Raw genomic sequence first — 19,266 nt, 5'->3', positions numbered from 1 at the left:
GCAACCGCGACCGCTGATATGCGGGCGCCATGACGACGAAACGCTTGCCGGACCTTCCGGTCACCGCCGTGCTGCCGGCGCTTGGCGCGGCACTTGCCGGGCGCAGCAGCGCCGTGCTGGTGGCGCCGCCCGGCGCCGGCAAGACGACGCTGGTGCCGCTGGCGCTGCTCGATGCGCCCTGGCTGGGTGCCGGCAGGATCGTTCTTCTCGAACCGCGCCGGCTCGCCNCCCGTGCCGCCGCCCGCCGCATGGCCGAATTGCTCGGCGAAGAGCCAGGCGGCACGGTCGGCTATGCCATGCGCATGGAAAACCGCACGTCGGCGCGGACAAAAATCCTGGTCGTCACCGAAGGCGTGCTCTCCCGCATGATCCTCGACGACCCGGAATTGCCCGGCGTCTCGGCGGTGATCTTCGACGAGTTCCACGAGCGATCGCTCGACGGCGATTTCGGCCTGGCGCTGGCACTCGACGTGCAGGGCGCGCTGAGGCCGGACCTGCGTCTGCTGGTCATGTCGGCAACGCTCGACGGCGCGCGCGTCGCGAGGCTCCTGGCGCAGGCGCCGGTGATCGAAAGCCAGGGCCGCGCCTTCCCGGTCGAGATCCGCTACGACGAACGGCCGGCCGGCGCGGCGATCGAGGACGCCATGGCCAGGGCCGTGCGCGCGGCTTTGGCCAGCGAGCAGGGCAGTGTGCTCGCCTTCCTGCCCGGGCAGCGCGAGATCGAGCGCACCGCCGAACGGCTTCAAGGCAATGTCGCCGCCGATACCGACATCGTGCCGCTCTACGGCCAGCTCGACAACCGGGCACAGGACGCGGCGATCAAGCCGGCGCCGGCCGGTCGCCGCAAAGTGGTGCTGGCGACCTCGATCGCCGAGACGTCGATCACCATCGACGGCGTGCGCGTCGTCATCGATTCCGGCCTGTCGCGGCTGCCGCGCTACGAGCCGGCGAGCGGCTTGACCAGGCTTGAGACGGTGCGTGTCAGCAGGGCTTCGGCCGACCAGCGTGCCGGCCGCGCTGGTCGCACGCAGCCCGGCGTGGCCGTGCGCCTGTGGCGTGCCGAGCAGACGGCGGCGCTCCCCGCCTTCACGCCGCCGGAAATCCTCGAGGCCGATCTGTCCGGCCTGCTGCTCGACTGCGCCGCTTTCGGCGTCGCCGATCCGTCGAGCCTTTCGTTCCTCGATCCGCCGCCGGCACCGGCGCTCAGCGAGGCGAGGGCTCTGCTCAAGGCGCTGCACGCCATCGACGACGCGGGGCGGCTGACGGAAGCGGGCGCCGCCATGCGCAAGCTGGCGCTGCCGGTGCGGCTGGCGCATATGGTGGCCGAGGCGGCAAGGACCGGCCATGCGCGGGAAGCGGCTACGCTCGCAGTGCTTTTGACCGAGCGTGGGTTGGGCGGCGACAGCGCCGATCTGGAGCGGCGTCTGATCCGGTTTCGCGGCGAGAAATCCCCCCGCTCCAACGCCGCCAGGCAACTCGCCGAGCGTTTGGCCAGACAGGCCGGTGGCGGGCAGGGCGGCGAGGCGGCCTCTGCCGGCGCCCTCCTTATCCACGCCTGGCCGGATCGCGTGGCAAGGGCGCGTGGCGAGCGTGGCCGCTTCGTGCTGGCCAATGGTTCGGGCGCCATGGTCGACGCCGCCGATCCGCTGGGTGGCGAGACCTGGCTGGTCGTGGCCGACCTGCAGGGCAAGGCGCAGAACGCCCGCATCACCGCAGCCGCTCCCGCCGACGAGACCGACATCCGCGCCGCCCTCGCCGACCGCATCGAGACGAAGCGCGAGGTCACCTTCGATCGCGAGCGCCGCACCGCGCGCATGCGCGAGACCGCGCGGCTAGGTGGTATCACGCTGTCCGAACGCATGCTGCCGGCGCCGTCGGGCGCCGATGCCGACCGCGCCATCACGGAGGCCTTGCGCGAGCACGGCCTGTCGCTGCTCGATTGGGGCAAGGAGGCGGAAGCGCTGCGCCAACGGCTCGGCTGGCTGCATCGCGGCCTTGGCGCGCCCTGGCCGGACGTTTCCGATGCCGCGCTTCTGGATCGCCTCGACGATTGGCTCTTGCCGTTTCTCGCCGGCGATGCCTCCTTCGCGGCCATCAGGCAGGCGACGCTGTCGTCGGCGCTCATGGCGCTGGTCCCGCACGATCTGCAGCGCAAGGTCGACGTGCTGGCGCCGACGCATTTCGACGCGCCGTCCGGCAGTCGTGCGCCGATCCGCTATGACGGCGAGTGGCCGGTGCTTTCGATCCGCGTGCAGGAGCTGTTTGGCCTCGACCACCATCCCTCGATCGCCAATGGCACCGTGCCGCTGACGCTCGAATTGCTGTCGCCGGCGCACCGGCCGATCCAGACGACGCGCGATCTCCCCGGCTTCTGGCGCGGCTCCTGGGCGGATGTGCGCACCGACATGCGCGGCCGCTACCCCAGGCATGTCTGGCCGGAAAATCCGCTTCTGGCCGCCGCCACCAGCCGCGCTAAGCCGCGCGGGACGTGACGATGCTCTATCGTTTCCCGGCCGTCGGCTGTAATCCTTGGCGATGATCAACATCCTGCGCGCGCCCGACACCCAGCAAAGCCAGCGGTTGCGGCTCAACACGCTGATCCGCCTGCGCTGGCTGGCCATCGTCGGCCAGAGCTTGACCGTGCTTGTCGTCGCCTATGGCCTGAAATTCCCGCTGCCGGTGTCGATGTGCTTTGCGCTGATCGCCTGCTCGGCCTGGATGAATCTGTGGCTCACCTTCCGCTACCCGGCGGCGCATCGGCTCACCCCGCTCTCGGCCTTCGCCATCCTGACTTTCGACGGTGTCCAGCTCACCGGCCTGCTCTATATGACCGGCGGCCTGACCAACCCGTTTTGCGTGCTGCTCGCCGTGCCGGTGGTCATTTCGGCGGCATCGCTGCCGCTGCGGCTCACCGCCATCCTCGGCGCGCTGGTCGTGGTGGCCGCCACGCTTCTGGTGTTCTTCCACCTGCCGCTGCCCTGGTACGAAGGCTCGCCGCTGCTGATGCCGTTTATCTATGTCGCCGGCATGTGGATGGCGGTATTCGCCTCGATCGCCTTCACCGCCATCTATGCCTTCCGCGTCGCGGCGGAAGCGCGCCTGCTCGCCAACGCGCTTGCCGCCACCGAACTGGTGCTGCAACGCGAGCAGCATTTGTCGGCGCTGGACGGGCTGGCCGCCGCCGCCGCGCATGAACTCGGCACGCCCCTGGCCACCATCACCGTCGTCGCCAAGGAGATGGAAAAGGCGCTCGGCAAGGACCCGAAATACGGCGAGGACGTGAAGCTCTTGCGCTCGCAGAGCGAACGCTGCCGTGAGATCCTGAAGCGGCTGACCAGCCTTTCGTCGGAAGGCGAAGCGCATTTGTCGCGCATGCCGCTCACCTCGCTGGTCGAGGAGGTGACAGCGCCGCATCGTGATTTCGGCATCTCGATCCGGTTGCGTCCCGGCGAATGCATCGGCCCCGAGCCTGTCGGCCGGCGCAACCCCGGCGTCATCTACGGGCTCGGCAACCTGGTCGAGAATGCCGTCGATTTCGCCCGCAAGTCGGTCACCGTCAGCTGGAGCTGGGACAATGACCAGGTCGTCTTCTCGATCACCGATGACGGGCCGGGTTTTCCGGCCGAGATCATCGACCGCATCGGCGAACCTTATATGTCGACCCGCCAGGGCACGGAGGCCGGCGGCGGCCTGGGGCTGGGGCTGTTCATCGCCAAGACCCTGCTGGAACGGTCGGGCGCCACCATCGATTTCCGCAATTCGAGCGGGCTCGGCGAAGGCGCGGTGGTGCAGGTCGCCTGGCCGCGCGGCGTGTTCCTCAACCAGGAACTGGTTTCGGCCTCCATGTTCGACAATGCCTAAAGCAATTCCAGGAAAAGTGCGCAGCGGTTTTCCGTCCGGAATTGCGATACGCTAAACGCAATTCCAGGAAAAGTGCGCAGCGGTTAGGCTCGGCGACTTCGCCGTAGCCTCTGTCCGGAATTGCGATACGCTAACGGAAGCCCTGCATTTGCCGCATGGCAGCTCTGTTGCCGGCTGTAAAAATTGGACATTGCCGTTGCAGGACTGTATCTGCGTAAAAGTAAGGCATGTCGCCCAAAACTATGCAGTGGCGTGTGGGAAAGCGGCACGCCCGGAAACTAATGCATGTCGCCCGGAAGTGCGCAGCGGTCCTGGGACAACGAAATGCATTAAAACAAAGACTTAAGGTGCATTCGCTAGAATCCGTTATGCGAAGTAAGTCAGCAGGATGCCGATAAGATGAGCGGAGACGACACGACGGGTGCAATGGTCGAGGGCGAGGACACCTCGCTGCTCATCGTCGAGGACGACAAGCCGTTCCTCACCCGGCTTGCCCGGGCCATGGAGACCCGGGGCTTCGTGGTCGAGACGGCGGAGAGTGTGGAAGAGGCGGTCGCCAAGGCGCGCGCCCATCCGCCGGCCTATGCGGTGGTCGACATGCGGCTCGGCGACGGCAACGGCCTCGATGTCGTTGCGGCCATCCGCGAGAAGCGCAACGACGCCCGCGCCATCATCCTGACCGGCTATGGCAACATCGCCACCGCAGTGACGGCGGTGAAGCTCGGTGCCATCGACTATCTCTCCAAGCCGGCCGACGCCGACGACGTCTTCGCCGCGCTCACCCGCACCTCCGGCGAACGTGCGGCACCGCCGGAAAACCCGATGTCGGCCGACCGCGTGCGCTGGGAGCACATCCAGCGCGTCTACGAAATGTGCGACCGCAACGTTTCCGAGACAGCGCGCCGCCTCAACATGCATCGCCGCACCCTGCAGCGCATACTGGCCAAACGCGCGCCGCGCTGAGAGACTGTTTCGAAATTCGCTCTGGCGGCCATCTGCTGGCGTTTTCTGCGCTTCCGGTGCTCACGGACCTGAACGTCCGCTCCGCTCCGGTTCTCGAAACCACCACCATATGACTCACCAGAGCGAATTTCGAAACAGTCTCTGAGAGCGCGGAGGATCCATGCGAGACGAGAAGCCAAAATCGATCCTGCGCGAATTCCTCGACGGCGAGGCCGCCGGCGGCATCATCCTGATGGTGGCTGCGGCGCTTGCGCTCATCGTCGCCAACTCGCCTTTGGCGGCCACCTATTTCGCCGTCCTGCACGCCTCTCTCGGGCCGCTCAGCATCTCGCATTGGATCAATGACGGGTTGATGGCGGTGTTCTTCCTGCTGGTCGGCTTGGAGATCAAGCGCGAGATGCTGGACGGGCAGCTCTCGACCTGGCCGCGCCGGGTGCTGCCCGGCATCGCCGCCGCCGGCGGCATGGTGGTGCCGGCGCTGGTCTATGTCTTGATCAATCGCGACAATACGGCCGCACTCTCCGGCTTGGCTATCCCCACCGCCACCGACATCGCCTTTGCGCTCGGCGTCCTGTCGCTGCTCGGCAGCCGCGTGCCGGCCTCGCTGAAGGTCTTCCTCACCGCCTTGGCCATCATCGACGATCTCGGCGCCGTCATCATCATCGCGCTGTTCTACACCAGCGGCCTGTCGCTCGCCTATCTGGCGGCCGCCTTCGCCGTCATCGCTCTGCTCGTCGTGCTCAACCGCATGCGGGTGATGAAGCTCTGGCCTTATCTGCTGCTCGGCGCGCTGCTGTGGGTGCTGGTGCTGAAGTCGGGCGTGCACGCCACGCTGGCCGGCGTGGCGCTGGCGCTCACCATCCCGCTCGAACGCTCCCCCGGCATCAGCCACGAAACAGAGCATTCGCCGCTGCACCGGCTGGAACACGGCCTGCACAAGCTTGTGCCTTTCCTCGTCATCCCGGTCTTCGGCTTCGCCAATGCCGGCGTCTCGCTCGGCGGCGTGAGCTTTGCAGCACTGGTCGAGCCGCTGACGCTGGGTGTCGCCGCCGGCCTTGTGCTGGGCAAGCTGGTCGGTGTCTTCGGCTCCTCGGCGCTCGCGATCCGGTTCGGCCTTGCCGACCTGCCGGCCAATGCCGGCTGGCTGCATATGCTGGGCATTTCGCTGCTGTGCGGCATCGGCTTCACCATGAGCCTGTTCATCGGCCTGCTCGCCTTCGCCGGCAACCCGGCCCTCCAGGACGCGGTGAAGGTCGGCATCCTTGCGGGCTCGCTGGTCGCGGCGCTGCTCGGCGCCGCCGTGCTGCTCATGGCGCCGGCGGCTGGCGGGGTGGAGGAAGACCTGGGTTAGTCCCCAAAGGCGCGAGGCTCCGGCGGCAGGCCGAAGGCCGCAAACAAAGCTGGGCCGAGCGGCGGGACATAGATCGTCAGCGAGGCGATCTTGCCGTCGGCGGGTTCAATGACATGCACCGAATGGGGCCGCCACGCGAAATCCCGGCGGCCGAGCGCGTAGACGCCCACGGCCGGCTGGGCGTTGGCCCCGACAGCCACCGCGCGATAGCCGGCAAAATTGCCCCAGACGCTTCCCAGGAATGCGCCGATTGCCGGGCGTCCGCGGTACCATTCCCGCCATGGCGGCATGTGGTAGACGGCGTCCTCGCGCAGCAGGTCGACGAGCCCGTCCAGATTGTCGCCCTGCCAGGCCCGCATATAGCGTTCGAGCAGCTGCCCTTCGTCCGGGCTGGGCTGGGGTCGCTGCGGCGCGCGCCCCTGGGCGTAATGTCCGCCGAGCGTCGCGCGGGCCCGCTGCAAGGCGCTGTTGATCGAGGCGGTCGAGCCGCCCAGCAATTGCGCGGTCTCGATTGCAGACCATCCGAGCACATCGCAAAGCAAGAGGGCAGCGCGCTGCCTCGGCGGCAACAGCTGGATCGCCGCCACGAAGGCGAGCCGGACGGCCTCGCGGGTCTCGTAACGCGCTTCCGGGCCGGGCCTGTCGTCGGCAATGTCAGGCAGTTCCGCGTCCGGATATGGCTCCAGCCAGGCGAGTTCGGCGGCCGGTCCGCCGGTCGCTCTTCCTTCGGAGGGTGGCCGCTCGGGTTGCTCGAGAATGCGCCGCGACGACGACCGTGCCTTGATCGCATTGAGGCAGCTGTTGGTGGCGATCGAGTAGAGCCAGCCGCGCGCCGAGCCGCGACCGTCGAATTGCGACCGCGCGCGCCAGGCCCTCAGGAACGTCTCCTGGACGAGATCGTCCGCCTCGTTGAGCGAGCCCATCATCCGGTAGCAATGGAGCTTGAGCTCGCGGCGGTGGGTGAGGCTCAGGCGCTCGAAGGCCAGCCGGTCGAGGCCCGGCTGGCCTGGCCGGCCCAAAGGTTCGATAGGGCCGGAAGCGTCAGTCATGAGGAGCCCGGGGCGCTGAATTCGGCCGGCATCCTGCGCGCCTCATGCCGCTGCCGCAAGACCGCTGCCGCTCACGGTGAAGGAACTGCCCTGCGGCTTGCCCGTCGCGAGCTGGATCACCGCCCGTCCGACATCGGCCGGCGTCTGCATGTCGCTCATGCTGGCCAGGAAGTCGGCCGGGCGTATGCCCATATAGGCCGCGACGCCATCGATGCCATGATCGCCGACCCCGGTGCCCGGCATGATGCGGGCCGGCGAAAGCGCCATGAAGCGCAGGCCGAGGCCCAGCCGGTCCGCCTCTTTCTGGCAATGCCCGGCCAGGAATATCTGCATGCGCTTGGCGCCGGCATAGCCGCCGGAATTCGGCGGTCCTCCGCTGATGGCGGCGCCGCTGGCGATCAGCAGCACCCGGCTGCCCGGTTTGAGCCGGCCTTTGAGGGCTTCCCGACAGAACAGGAACGACGCCTTGACGTCCATTTCCCAATTCGCCGAGAAGACTTCCCAACTCTGCTCCTGTATCGGCGCGGAAGGGGCGAGCGCGCCGGCGCAGACCACCAGCACGTCCGGCGCAAGCGCATCGAATACCGCTTGCGGCGCAGTCTCCGCCGTCGCGTCCATGCTCAGGGTTTTCAGGCCCGGGCGTTCCCAGGCGAGTTGCTTCAGGTCGGCGGCACCGCGCGCGACGGCAAGCACGGTCGCTCCTTCGCCAAGCGCTGCTTCCACGATCGAGCGGCCGACACCCCGGCTGCCTCCGACGACGATGACGCTCTGATTTTGTAGAGATTTCACGCTTCACCTCTTTTCCAGGCCGCCGGCCATCCGGACGCGCCTGTTGATGAAGACAATCGTGATCGGCGGAAATCATCGGTGCGGAACGAAAATTCTCGCCGGCCTTCGGCAGGGGGTGGCTTGAGCCTCGGACGTCAGCGGCAACACGCCACGACCAGTATCTACCCGCTCTCGCCATCCAGCGCCGGCACCGCAACGCCGGCGAGCTCGGCCGCCAACAGCCGGGCGGCACCCGCGCGGGCAATCCGCAGCATCAGAGCCTTGCGCGTCGCGGCCGCCATGCGGTGCTCCGGCGCATCGCGCAGGATCTCCGCGCCATAGCCGTCGGAAAGGATGAAGCCGCATTCCTCGGGAAAGATTTCCTGTGGAACGCCGGGATGGGTGGCGAAGAAGAAACGGTCCGAGTGCAGCCGGTAGTCCGGCCATTTGCGGTCGACGCGAAAATCCTCGATCGAGGATTTGATCTCGATGATCCAGATATCGCCCTGCCGCGTCAGCGCGACGAGATCGGCGCGGCGGCCGGTGGCCAGCGAAAGCTCCGGCAGCACATGCGCGCCCATTTCGGTAAGCAGCCGCTGCACGCCGCGCCGCACCAGCATGGCGCGCTCGGACTGGCGGCCGTCGATCAGCGGATTGAAGGGAATCGGGGAAACGATGGGCATGGCCGGCACCATGCCAGATTTTGTTCACGGTTTGAACCCGGTTAGGGCGATTATATGGTTAACAAACCCAAAGTGAAATAGGATTTTATGCCCTACAGGCCGGCACGGCCCTTCGGATATCACTCTTTAATATATAGCTCAAAAAAGGATACAATAATCCCTATAACTACGGCAATATGAAACGAAAAATAGACGTATAGAAGGGATCTTCTTTCCTCCTTTTGCCATCTATTTTTTCTGATATCTAAAAGACTGAAATATATAAATATCAATACTGGCGTAAAAGCAAAAAGAAACATAGGAAGTGGCACTGGTCGCCTCAAAGAATCTACTGAAAGCGAAACATACCGTGCTCAACTCCCGAAAGCTACCTAGCCGTCGGGGAAGGCGATTGTCCGGTTGACAAACCCAAAGTGAAATAGGAATTTAATCAGGACAGGCGCCGGCTAACGTCTGTATGATTCCGTACCGCGATTTTGTATTGAAGGCCCGCGTTGTGCGGATCATATTTTTGTGCCCGGCGCGTCTCAATGTTGTCGGTGCATGGCCCGGCCTGCGAAATCCTGTGAACCCCCCTTGATTGAGCAGACCGGGCTATCTTAGTTCCGGACCTGCGCGATGGACGACGAATAGAGGTCTGCACGAGCCGTGTTGAATGGGTCGAAGCCGCTGGCGAATTGTTCGTCCATGTGGTCGACGGCGAAAAGCATTCTCCGTCTTATTCGAGCTTGAAGCCTTCGCCCTGATGTACGCGGAAGGCCAGCGGATTCGCATGAAGCTGGACAAGATCACGCGGCTGTAAGGCGCAAGAAAAGCCCCAGCGCTGAGGGGGATCGGCGCCAGGGCTCTTAAGGCATGTACGCTGTACCAGCATGACCTTACGTTAGGCTGCGCTAATATCGTGAACGAATGGTGAAGCGGGCGCAGCCCTTAAGTTGCGTGATTGTATGTTTGACAGACCAAAACGCAAATTAATCGAACCGGGATGAGCCTGAAACCAGGGGTGTTCAAGCGAAGATTAGTTCTTGCTAATCATGTCCCTTGGCAGCAATCTCGGCTCAAGGAGCCGCTCATCTGGTAATGTCGGCATAATGGATTTTGCCATGACCCGCGATCAGATGCTCGCCCATCTCCGGTCCGCCGACGCCGTCGCGCGCGAGGCGGCGGCGCATGGGCATCATCCGTTCGGTTGCGTGCTGGTCGGGCCGGACGATCGCGTTCTGATGCGGCAGGGCAATCTCGACACGGTGCGCCATGCCGAGACCGAGCTGGCCCGGCGCGCGGCGGCGGCCTATGAGCCGGAGTTCCTGTGGCAATGTACGCTGGTCTCGACCGGTGAGCCCTGCGCGATGTGCGCCGGCACGATGTATTGGGCGAATATCGGGCGGCTGGTCTATGGCTTCGAGGAGACCGAGCTTCTGGCGCTCACCGGGGATCACGCGGAAAATCCGACCATGGACCTCGCTTCGCGCACCGTATTCGCCTCCGGCCAGAAAAAGATCGAGGTCTTTGGGCCCTTCCCCGAAATCGCGGACGAGATGCTCGCCCCGCACCGCGATTTCTGGAAGCGCTGAGGCGTTCCGGAACCGCGTGCTTCCCTCGCTATTGCAGGTCGGTCCAAGGCGCGGCATCAAGACGCCGGCTTAGGTGCCACCCCAGCCTGATAAAGGAAATGGCCGACGCGGCTGCCGGATGAGCATTGCCTGCGTCGGCCACTGTCGCGGCGGACATTGGGAGCGTCGCCGGCTAGAATTAGGGCGCCCAACAAGGTGGGCAATGCACCTGTGCCGCTTGGTAAAAATCGTACAGTGATTTCCAATTGAACCTACCGGCCGGCGGAATATGAATCGCGAATGTTCCCCGGCGGTGCCATGGGCATCGATGCTTGGGAGTTCGTTGTGCCTGCCCTTGAGGCGTTGTGATGCTACGGGTTCCGCAAAGCCAATTCCTGGGGCCGGAAGATTTGGCCATCTGCCAGCGCGTGTTCGATCGAATATGCGCCGATGCCAATTTGGACCGAAAATCGGTAGATGGTCAGGTTCTGGCGCTGACAGTATTGGCCTTCTTTCAGCGCGGCGTCACTGATCATGACGAGCTGTTGGCCGCAGTGCTCGGTCGTCGTGAAGACTTTACGAAGCTAGGCATCTAAGCGAGCCGTAGCGATTTACCCCCGGTTGACAGACCCGTCGCCAGTCCTGTCCCGTTCCATCGAATAAACGGCGCATCCTTGGCGGGTTAGTTCCGCAGCCATGATTGGATGGCGCGTCAGGCAAGGTGGCAATTGCACCCAAAAGAAGTCAGGCCAGGGGCTGTTTTCAGCGGGGCGGATTATATAACGATATATATGGGTTGCCGTTGCTTGGGGGTTGATATGGCGATGGACGGGGCGGTAGTGAACGGCGAGAGGCTTTCGGCCTTCGACCTCGACGGTCTGCGTGAGGTGTTCAGGAAGTCGGTTCGTGAGCATGACGTCACAGCAGCCGATTGGGCGGAGCACGCCAAATTGTTTCTCAAGCGGACAACCAACCGCCAAACCGGCAAAGATGTGATCGGCCAGGCCGCCTAGCTGGTAGGCGCTCTCTATGCCGTTTGCGCTCGATTGACTTCCACCGCTCCCGCCATGTCATCCAGGATCGGGCAGTCCGGCCGGTGGTCGCCGTGGCAGGCCTGGATCAGCGTCTGCAGCGTCGAGCGCATCGACTGCAATTCGCGCACCTTCTCCTCGATCGCCCTGACATGGGCGGCGGCGATCTCGCGCACGTCGTGGCTGGCGCGGCCGCGATCCTGATAGAGCGCCATCAGCTGCCTGCAATCGTCGATTGAGAAGCCGAGGTTGCGCGCGCGGCGCAGGAAGGCCAGCCGATGGATGTCGTCGCCGGAATAGTCGCGATAGCCGTTCTCGGCCCGCGCCGGGCGGATCAGGCCGATTTCCTCATAATAGCGGATGGTCTTGGCCGGCAGGCCGGAACGCTCGGCGGCATCTCCGACATTCATGGCGCTCTCCTCGAGTTCCAGGCGGCTCTTCAGCTGCCTCATTGATTTTGTTTCACAATCCTTGTGAAGCCTGTTGCGGAAATGCCGCAGTCCGGCACTTACCGGCACGTAAGGTCTTGCATATAGGCAGTGCGCGCTTGGCAAGCAAAAGAAATGCCAGCATGAATGATGGCAACAAAGCGGCCGACTCGTGCCGCTGGCATCGAGGCGGGGCGTCGGACCTATTCATGCGCTTGAAGTCATTTGCAATCGTCGCCGCTCTTGCGCTGTCGACCGCGATCAGCGGCTGCAGCACCATCGGCGGGCAGTTGTTCACCAACAACTATGGCGCGATGACCGATGCCGGCTATCAGCTGCCGCGCATCCCGATCGAGAAGGTCCCCGCCAGGTATCATCGGCAGGAAGTGCGGTATGACTCTCCGGAGAAGCCGGGCACCATCATCGTCGATACCCAGAACAAGTTCCTCTACTTCATCGAGGGCGACGGCATGGCGATGCGTTACGGCATCGGCGTCGGCCGCGAGGGTTTCGAGTGGCATGGCACCGCCCATATCGCGCTGAAGCGCGAATGGCCGACCTGGACGCCGCCTTCGCAGATGATCAAGCGCCAGCCCGAGCTTGCCAAATTCGCCAGCGGCATGGAGCCGGGCCTGAAGAACCCGCTCGGCGCGCGCGCCATGTATCTCTTCAACAAGGGCGGCGACATGGGCTACCGCCTGCATGGCAGCCCGGAATGGTTCTCGATCGGCAAGGCGATGTCGTCGGGCTGCATCCGGCTGATGAACCAGGACATTATCGATCTCTACGACCGCACGTCGGTCGGCGCCAAGGTCATCGTGATTTGATCACGAAGGCCGAAGCCAAAAACTTTCGCAAGCGGACCGTCTAGGCAACAACAAGACGTCCAAGAACAGAAAACCGGGCTGTTGGGGCCCGGTTTTTTGTTTTTGGCGGCTCGGCCGGCTATTGCGCCGGGCGGAGTAGAACTCTCAGGCGACCTGCTCGACCTGCTGGACTTCCGGAACAAAGTGGCGAAGCAGGTTCTGGATGCCGTGCTTCAGCGTCGCCGTCGACGATGGGCAGCCGGCGCAGGCGCCCTTCATGTGCAGGAACACGGTGCCGTTCTCGAAGCCGCGGAAGGTGATGTCGCCGCCGTCCTGGGCAACCGCCGGGCGCACGCGCGTGTCGAGCAGCTCCTTGATGGTCAGCACCAGCTCTTCGTCGGCCTTGTCGTAGAATTCGCCGGTCTGGCTGGTCTCGACGGCCGGGTCAGTGGACGCCATGACCGGCGCGCCGGACATGAAATGTTCCATGATGGCGCCGAGTATAGCCGGCTTCAGGTGCTGCCAGTCGGGGCCGTCCTTGGTGACGGTGATGAAGTCATAGCCGAAGAAGACCCCGGTCACGCCCGGGATCTCGAACAGCCGGCCGGCCAGCGGCGACGCCGTCGCCGCGGCTTCGGCGTTGCGGAAATCGGCTGTGCCCTCGCGCAGCACTTCCTTGCCCGGAAGGAATTTCAGCGTCGCCGGGTTCGGCGTCGATTCGGTCTGGATGAACATGGGTATCTCCAGGCCCTTTCCGGGCCGATAGTTTGGAATAATTCTAAATAGGCTCTATCGGCTGGACATTCAAGCGAAACGCGTCGCCCAAAATGGCTGGCTGGCGGAATGTATTTGCCGTGGCGGGATATCCGAACCGCGGCAGTCCTCATCCTCCAACTTCGACGGTCAGTTGTCCACTCGTCTGCAGGATATCGACCTCGGCGCCATCGTCCGTTCGCCTGAATTCGAGGTCGGCGCTGCCCTTGCCGACACGCAGCCCGCGAAGCTCGATACGGTTCACAAAACCGGGCATTCGCGGCCGCACGATCCGCAGCTTATTCGCGAAACCGTCGGGTTCCAGGCCAAGGCAGGCCGTCAGCAGGAACGGCGCTGCCCCGGCCGCCCAGGCCTGCGGGTGACAGGCCACCGGATAATGCACCGGCGTCTGGAAATCCGCGCGCGGAAAGCCCGCCATCGCTTCGGGGAGCCTGTGATGGCGAAAGTGAATGGCAGCCTCGGCGATCCCAGTGAAAATGCGCAACGCCGCGTCGTCCTCGCCATATTCCCGGCAGCCGGCGGCCACGAGAGCATTGTCGTGCGGCCAGACGGTCCCGAGGTGGTAGCCGACGGGATTGTAGCGCCGCTCCGAGGTGGCGAGCGTGCGCACGCCCCAGCCATTGAACATATCGTCATGCATCAGCCGCGCCACCGACCGGCGGCCCTTGTCCCGGTCCGCGATACCGCACCAAAGCGCATGTCCGGGGTTCGAGGAAACGACCGCGACCTGCCGGCCCCGCGCTTCGAGCGCGAGGGCAAAGGCGCCATGGTCCTCGCACCAGAAATCGCGGTTGAAGCGTGCCCGAAGCCCCTCGGCCTCTTGGCGAAGCTGCTTGGCGCGATTGCGGTCCCCCGCGCGCTTGTAGAGCTCGGCGATGGCATGCTTGGCGGCAAAGACATAGCCTTGCACCTCGACGAGGGCGATCGGCGGCCTGGCGAGGCTGCCGTCGGCCCTGACGATCGCATCGGCCGAGTCCTTCCAGCCCTGATTGATGAGGCCGCTCTCCGCTGTGCTCCGATATTTGAGATAGCCCTCGCCGTGCTTGTCCCCGGCCCTGGCGATCCAGCGCAAGGCTCTTTCCACAGGCTCCCGCAGCTCACGAAAGAGCCCGAGATCGCCCGTCCACGCCGCATGGCGGCCCAGAAGCAGCAGGAAGAGCGGGGTCGCGTCCACCGTGCCGTAGAACCTGGCATGCGGGACATCGCCCGCGCGGGCGAGCTCGCCGACGCGCAGCTCGTGCGGGATCTTGCCGGGCTGCTCCTCCCGCCATCGGTCCGTCCGGGTTCCCTGATAGCTGGCGAGAAGGCGCAGCGTCTGGGCGGCGATCTCCGGCTGGAAGGCCAGCATTTCCAGCGCGACGATCAGGCTGTCGCGCCCGAAAAGGGCGACGAACCACGGCACGCCGGCGGCAAAATACTCTCTGTTGGCCCAATCGGATCTGAGCATCGCGAGATCACGCAGCGAGCGCTCCATGATGCCGTTGAGCAGCAGGCTGTCGCTGTCGAACTTCGTGTGCAGCTCCAGCCATTCTTGCGAGCCTGCCCGGAGATTCTCCGCAAGGTTGTCGAGGATGATTGCCGGCCGCTGGTTCAAATGGTTGGCTTCGGCCTCCTCGGAAACTTCCCTCAGCTCGATGGTCACCGCGATGGTCCGCGCTTCTCCTGCCGGCACATCGATCCTGAACTCTGCCGTGGTCTCGTGCGTGGCATCGGGTGGAGGCGAGAAGGCGATCGTCGCTGTCCTGCGCATCCGGTCGGCGCCGTGATAGACAAAATGCAGCCTGCCGTCTCGCCATGTGGGTCGCTCGGCCCTGCCGAGGTCCTGCCGTACCAGGCCACGCACGTCGAAGATGTCCTCGAAACCGGCACGGAATTGCAAGGTCAGCGGAAAGCCATGCGCCGTGTGACCGAAATTCTGGATGGTCAGGACCTCGCGCACGCATGTCTGCCCTGCGTCCAGGATGCGTTCCCAGCGGATGCCGAGCTCATCCTTGGGGATCGATTCTTCGCCATCGAAATGCAGTTCGGGATTGGTCAGTTCAAAAAGCGCCGCGTAGCCCTTTTGCGCGGTCGAGGCCAGCACGATCGGCGCCAGCCCGGCCAGCGCCATCCGATAGCCGCCGAGGAAGCGGCAGTCGTGGAAATAAAGTCCGAAGCCATGCTCGCCTTTCAAAGGAATCTGTCCGCCGGAGGCGACGACATAGTAGAGATCGAGGCTTTTGACGGTTACCGCGCCCGCGATGCTTTCGACCATGGCCGGATGGCGCTTGGCGAGCACACGGTGCCTGCGCCCTGGCTTTGCAGGGGGCGGCTGCCGGGCTTCCTGCTGGGTTCGTGCACGCTGCCGGAGAGGTGGCGTCGCGGCGGGTTCGGCGGCTCTGCGTTGCGGCCTCGACGTGCCGTTCCGGTTCGTCTCCCGGTTTGATTCGACCATCAGTGCTCCGTTTGGAATTGTCGCCTCGGTGACGATTCCAAATGGCGCACCGCAGGCGCGGGCCAAGGGGCGATGTCGCAGTCTATGGTTGAATGGCCATGCCGAAATAACCCAAAAGGCGCCGCCGGCGGGATGCGCCTGCCGGATTTCGGGGAGACCTTCGCAAGTCAGGCGAGGCTATCGATTTCCTCGTCCGAAAGATTCTGCGGCACCACCGTGACCGGAATGGGGAAAGCAGCACCCCGGCCCGCAACCGCGCTGACCAGCGGTCCCGGGCCTTCCTTGCCGGCGCCGGCCGCCAGCACCAGGATGGCAATGTCCTGGTCGTCCTCGATCAGCTTGTGGATCTCTTCGGTGGGTTTGCCTTCGCGCACCACCATCTCCGGTTCGATGCCGAGCTTCTGGCGTACTTTGTTCGCATAGCCGTCCAAGGCCGCGCGCGCCGTCGCGTTGGCTTCCTCGCGCATGATCTTTTCCACGCCCAGCCAGTGCTGGAAATCGTCCGGCACGATGACATAGAGCAGCACCAGCACCCCGCTGGTGCTCTGCGCCCGCTTCGAAGCGTAGGCGACGGCGCGCTCGCACTCCGGCGTGTCATCGATGATCGTCAGGAATTTCCTGCGATGCCCGGCTTCGCGGCTAAGGCGTTTGGAGACCATGTTTATCTGCTCTGTATGGTTTCGGCCGCAATCTGCCACTGCCGCGAACCGGCGGCAAGCCGCCGGCCGGCGTGGCATGGAAGTTCAACGAGAGCCGATCAGTCCTGCAGCAAGCCGATAATGTCGCGCACCGTCTTCATCGTGCCCTCGGCAATGGCGCGGGCGCGGTCGCCGCCATCCTCGAGCACGGCATCGACATAGGCTCGGTCGCCCTCGATGCGGCGCATCTCGGCAGCGATCGGCGCCAGCTTCTCCACGGCAAGATCGGCGAGCGCCGGCTTGAACACGGAAAACTGCTGGCCGCCATATTCCTTCAGCACGTCTTCCTTCGAGATCTCGGCGAGGCCGGCATAGATGCCGACGAGGTTTTCCGCCTCGGGCCGGCTCTCGAGCCCATCGACTTCGCTCGGCAAGGCCTCCGGATCGGTCTTGGCCTTGCGGATCTTCTTGGAGATGGTGTCGGCATCGTCGGTCAGGTTGATGCGCGACAGGTCGGACGGATCGGACTTCGACATCTTCTTCGAGCCGTCGCGCAGGCTCATGACGCGCGCCGCCGGACCGCCGATCACCGGTTCGGTGATCGGGAAATAGCCGTTCACCGTCTCCTCGCCGATCTGCATCTCGACGCCGATGCCGAGCGCCGCGATCTTCTCGGAGAAGTCGTTGTTGAATTTCTGGGCGATGTCGCGTGTCAGTTCCAGGTGCTGCTTCTGGTCCTCGCCCACCGGCACATGGGTGGCGCGGTAGAGCAGGATGTCGGCCGCCATCAGGCTCGGATAGGCGAGCAGGCCAAGCGAGGCGTTCTCGCGGTCCTTGCCGGCTTTGTCCTTGAACTGCGTCATCCGGTACATCCAGCCGATGCGCGCCACGCAATTGAAGATCCAGGCAAGCTCGGCATGCTGCATGACCCGCGACTGGTTGAAGACGATGTGCTTCTTCGGGTCGATGCCGGAGGCCAGGAACGCCGCGGTGATGGACCGCGTCTGGTCGCCGAGATCCTGGTGGACGAGCTGCGCCGTCAGCGAATGCAGGTCGACGACGCAGTAGATGCAATCGGACTGTTCCTGAAGGGCGACGAATTTCTTGATGGCGCCGAGATAGTTGCCGAGATGCAAATTGCCGGTCGGCTGGACGCCCGAAAAGACGAGTGGCTTGAAGGCGGACATGGTTTCCTCATGGCTTGTGGAGGGCCGTTTCGCACGCGGCGAAAGTCTTTCGACGGCGCGCTTATGTACCAACCCGAGGGCGGGAGCAAGTGGCGACGATAGGGGCGGATGTGGGGGCTGACTATTCGTCGAGGGTGGGTTTTGGCGCAGCCGTGTTCTTACCCGATCCGCGCCTGACATTGCGCCGGAGCATGCCGAAATCGGCGCCACCGGTGCCGAAGGCGGTGATGAAGTAGAGCAGCGCCCCGCCGGCGACGAGGCCGAGCACCGTCGTCGCCTTGACGACCAGCGGCGAGCCCGGGCCGATCCTTGCGGCGAAATAATGCTCGGCGAAATACAGCGCCGTCGCCATCACCACCGCAGACAGCACCAGCCTGGGAATACGCTTCAGCAAAGGAATGTCGCGGCCCCAATGGCCGCGCCTGATCAGCATGGCGAGCAGCATCAGCGCGTTGACCCAGCCGGCGACGGCCGAAGCGACCGCGATGCCCGGAGCGCCCATCGACGGGAACAGGCTCAGCGCCGTGGCGACGTTCACGCCGACCGAGATGGCGGCGAAGATCATCGGCGTGCGCGTGTCCTCGCGGGCGAAATAGCCGGGCGTGAACGCCTTGATCAGCACGAAGGCCGGCAGGCCGAGGCCGAAGATCGCCAGGATTGCCGCCACCGTCGGTGTCGAATGGTTGGCGGCGAAGGCGCCGCGCTCATAGACCAGCCGCACGATCGGCTCCGACATCACCCAGAGCGCCGCCGCTGCCGGCAAGGTCATGAACAGCGTGAACTCGACCGAGCGGTTCTGCAAATTGGCGGCCTCGACCAGGTTGCCCGATTTCAGCGCCCGCGACAGTTCCGGCAACAACACGATCGCCACCGCCACGCCGACGACGCCGAGCGGCAGCTGGTAGATGCGGTCGGCATAGGCGAGCGACGACACGGCGCTATTCTGCGCCGAGGCGATCGCCGTGCCGATCAGCTGGTTGATCTGGGTGATGCCGCCGGTGATCGCCGCCGGCAGCGCCAGGATCAGGAGCCGCTTGACGTTGGGCGTCATCTTCGGCCGGCGGAAGCCGATCGAGATACCGGCATTGCGCACCGCGATCCAGACGATCGCGAGCTGCACGATGCCCGCCGCCAGCACGCCCCAGGACAGGCCGAAGCCGACATCATGCGCGTCCAGCCCATGGTACCACGCATAGGCGAGCACGCTGATCAGGATGATGTTGAGGAAGGCGGGCGCGATCGCCGCGGCGAAATAGCGGCGCAGCGAATTCAGCATGCCCGCCATCATGGCGCCGAGCGACATGCAGATAAGGTACGGGAACATGATCGTCGCCAGCCGGACGGTCGTCTCGAACTTGCCGGGAATGTCGGCGAAGCCCGGCGCCACCAGGTAGCGCACGATCAGCGGCATCGCCAATTCCATCGCGATGGTCAATGCCAGCAGCGCCGAGAACAGCACGCCGAACACCTCCTCCGAGAAGCGTTTGGCGCCCTCGTTGCCGTGCTGCTCGATCTCCTTGGCGAAGAGCGGCACGAAGGCGGCGTTGAAGGCGCCTTCGGCAAACAGCCGGCGGAAGGTGTTGGGGAACTGGAAGGCGGCGTTGAAGGCGTCGGCGACCGGGCCGGTGCCGAGGGCCGCGGCCATCAGCATCTCGCGGCCAAAACCCAGCGCGCGGCTCATCAGCGTGCCGGAAGCGACGGTGGCGAATTTCTTGACTAGGCTCATGCCGGAGACGACTG

At 64.7% G+C, this 19,266-nt stretch carries 17 protein-coding genes; 8 read left to right on the top strand and 9 right to left on the bottom strand.

Annotated features, from left to right (window positions below; all coding sequences use genetic code 11):
* Positions 1-29 precede the first annotated feature (29 nt).
* The 4 genes from hrpB (at position 30) to nhaA (ending at position 6,175) form a co-directional block, all read left to right on the top strand.
* Positions 30-2,492 carry an ATP-dependent helicase HrpB gene (gene hrpB / locus YU3_RS0109865; RefSeq protein WP_027166081.1) on the top strand — a complete coding sequence of 821 codons (2,463 nt, stop codon included), beginning with the start codon at positions 30-32 and terminating at the stop codon, positions 2,490-2,492.
* A 43-nt stretch (positions 2,493-2,535) separates the two neighbouring features.
* A complete protein-coding gene (locus YU3_RS0109860) occupies positions 2,536-3,861 on the top strand; it encodes an ActS/PrrB/RegB family redox-sensitive histidine kinase (RefSeq protein ID WP_027166080.1) in 1,326 nt (441 codons plus the stop codon).
* A 399-nt stretch (positions 3,862-4,260) separates the two neighbouring features.
* Entirely contained in the window at positions 4,261-4,824 is a 564-nt protein-coding gene (locus YU3_RS0109855) for an ActR/PrrA/RegA family redox response regulator transcription factor (RefSeq protein WP_027166079.1), read from the top strand.
* Between the two features lie 160 nt (positions 4,825-4,984).
* Positions 4,985-6,175, top strand: a complete 1,191-nt coding sequence (gene nhaA, locus YU3_RS0109850; protein ID WP_027166078.1) for a Na+/H+ antiporter NhaA — start codon at positions 4,985-4,987, stop codon at positions 6,173-6,175.
* On the opposite strand, the gene YU3_RS0109845 is transcribed toward nhaA, so the two are convergent.
* The 3 genes from YU3_RS0109845 to YU3_RS0109835 all read right to left on the bottom strand — a co-directional run bounded on the left by YU3_RS0109845 (position 6,172) and on the right by YU3_RS0109835 (position 8,675).
* Positions 6,172-7,224 (bottom strand): RNA polymerase subunit sigma-70, encoded by a 1,053-nt coding sequence (locus YU3_RS0109845; RefSeq protein ID WP_027166077.1) that lies wholly within the window; start codon positions 7,222-7,224, stop codon positions 6,172-6,174. The genes nhaA and YU3_RS0109845 overlap by 4 nt on opposite strands.
* Positions 7,225-7,266: 42 nt before the next feature.
* The gene (locus YU3_RS0109840) at positions 7,267-8,013 is read right to left on the bottom strand and encodes an SDR family oxidoreductase (RefSeq protein WP_027166076.1); all 747 of its coding nucleotides are present in this window, start codon (positions 8,011-8,013) and stop codon (positions 7,267-7,269) included.
* A 161-nt stretch (positions 8,014-8,174) separates the two neighbouring features.
* Positions 8,175-8,675 (bottom strand): MmcB family DNA repair protein, encoded by a 501-nt coding sequence (locus YU3_RS0109835; protein WP_051333912.1) that lies wholly within the window; start codon positions 8,673-8,675, stop codon positions 8,175-8,177.
* 1,103 nt (positions 8,676-9,778) lie between these two features.
* Between YU3_RS0109835 and YU3_RS0109825 the strand changes: the two genes are divergently transcribed.
* The 3 genes from YU3_RS0109825 to YU3_RS0109815 all read left to right on the top strand — a co-directional run bounded on the left by YU3_RS0109825 (position 9,779) and on the right by YU3_RS0109815 (position 11,241).
* The gene (locus YU3_RS0109825) at positions 9,779-10,249 is read left to right on the top strand and encodes a nucleoside deaminase (RefSeq protein WP_027166074.1); all 471 of its coding nucleotides are present in this window, start codon (positions 9,779-9,781) and stop codon (positions 10,247-10,249) included.
* Between the two features lie 347 nt (positions 10,250-10,596).
* The gene (locus tag YU3_RS39185) at positions 10,597-10,824 is read left to right on the top strand and encodes a hypothetical protein (protein WP_084508022.1); all 228 of its coding nucleotides are present in this window, start codon (positions 10,597-10,599) and stop codon (positions 10,822-10,824) included.
* Between the two features lie 222 nt (positions 10,825-11,046).
* Positions 11,047-11,241 (top strand): hypothetical protein, encoded by a 195-nt coding sequence (locus YU3_RS0109815; RefSeq protein ID WP_156913433.1) that lies wholly within the window; start codon positions 11,047-11,049, stop codon positions 11,239-11,241.
* Between the two features lie 14 nt (positions 11,242-11,255).
* Here YU3_RS0109815 and cueR read toward each other — a convergent pair whose 3' ends face one another.
* Positions 11,256-11,669: a Cu(I)-responsive transcriptional regulator gene (gene cueR, locus YU3_RS0109810; RefSeq protein ID WP_027166072.1), complete on the bottom strand. Its 414-nt coding sequence runs from the start codon at positions 11,667-11,669 to the stop codon at positions 11,256-11,258.
* Positions 11,670-11,896: 227 nt separating this feature from the next.
* Here cueR and YU3_RS0109805 point away from each other — a divergent pair, with 227 nt between their 5' ends.
* Positions 11,897-12,514: a L,D-transpeptidase gene (locus YU3_RS0109805; RefSeq protein ID WP_027166071.1), complete on the top strand. Its 618-nt coding sequence runs from the start codon at positions 11,897-11,899 to the stop codon at positions 12,512-12,514.
* A 144-nt stretch (positions 12,515-12,658) separates the two neighbouring features.
* On the opposite strand, the gene YU3_RS0109800 is transcribed toward YU3_RS0109805, so the two are convergent.
* From YU3_RS0109800 to murJ, 5 genes are all read right to left on the bottom strand, one after another.
* A complete protein-coding gene (locus tag YU3_RS0109800) occupies positions 12,659-13,228 on the bottom strand; it encodes a NifU family protein (RefSeq protein WP_027166070.1) in 570 nt (189 codons plus the stop codon).
* 148 nt (positions 13,229-13,376) lie between these two features.
* Positions 13,377-15,545 carry a glycogen debranching N-terminal domain-containing protein gene (locus YU3_RS0109795; protein ID WP_027166069.1) on the bottom strand — a complete coding sequence of 723 codons (2,169 nt, stop codon included), beginning with the start codon at positions 15,543-15,545 and terminating at the stop codon, positions 13,377-13,379.
* Positions 15,546-15,868: 323 nt separating this feature from the next.
* Positions 15,869-16,360 (bottom strand): universal stress protein, encoded by a 492-nt coding sequence (locus YU3_RS0109790; RefSeq protein WP_027166068.1) that lies wholly within the window; start codon positions 16,358-16,360, stop codon positions 15,869-15,871.
* Positions 16,361-16,458: 98 nt separating this feature from the next.
* Complete coding sequence (gene trpS, locus YU3_RS0109785) at positions 16,459-17,526, bottom strand: tryptophan--tRNA ligase (RefSeq protein ID WP_027166067.1); 1,068 nt, start codon at positions 17,524-17,526, stop codon at positions 16,459-16,461.
* Positions 17,527-17,647: 121 nt separating this feature from the next.
* Positions 17,648-19,252 (bottom strand): murein biosynthesis integral membrane protein MurJ, encoded by a 1,605-nt coding sequence (gene murJ / locus YU3_RS0109780; protein ID WP_027166066.1) that lies wholly within the window; start codon positions 19,250-19,252, stop codon positions 17,648-17,650.
* Between the last annotated feature and the right edge of the window lie 14 nt (positions 19,253-19,266).

Source organism: Mesorhizobium sp. WSM3224, from assembly GCF_000427725.1.
In the GTDB taxonomy this organism is placed as follows: Bacteria; Pseudomonadota; Alphaproteobacteria; order Rhizobiales; family Rhizobiaceae; genus Mesorhizobium.
Note: the sequence above shows the minus strand (reverse complement) of the source record. Positions and strands in the feature narration are given on the sequence as shown.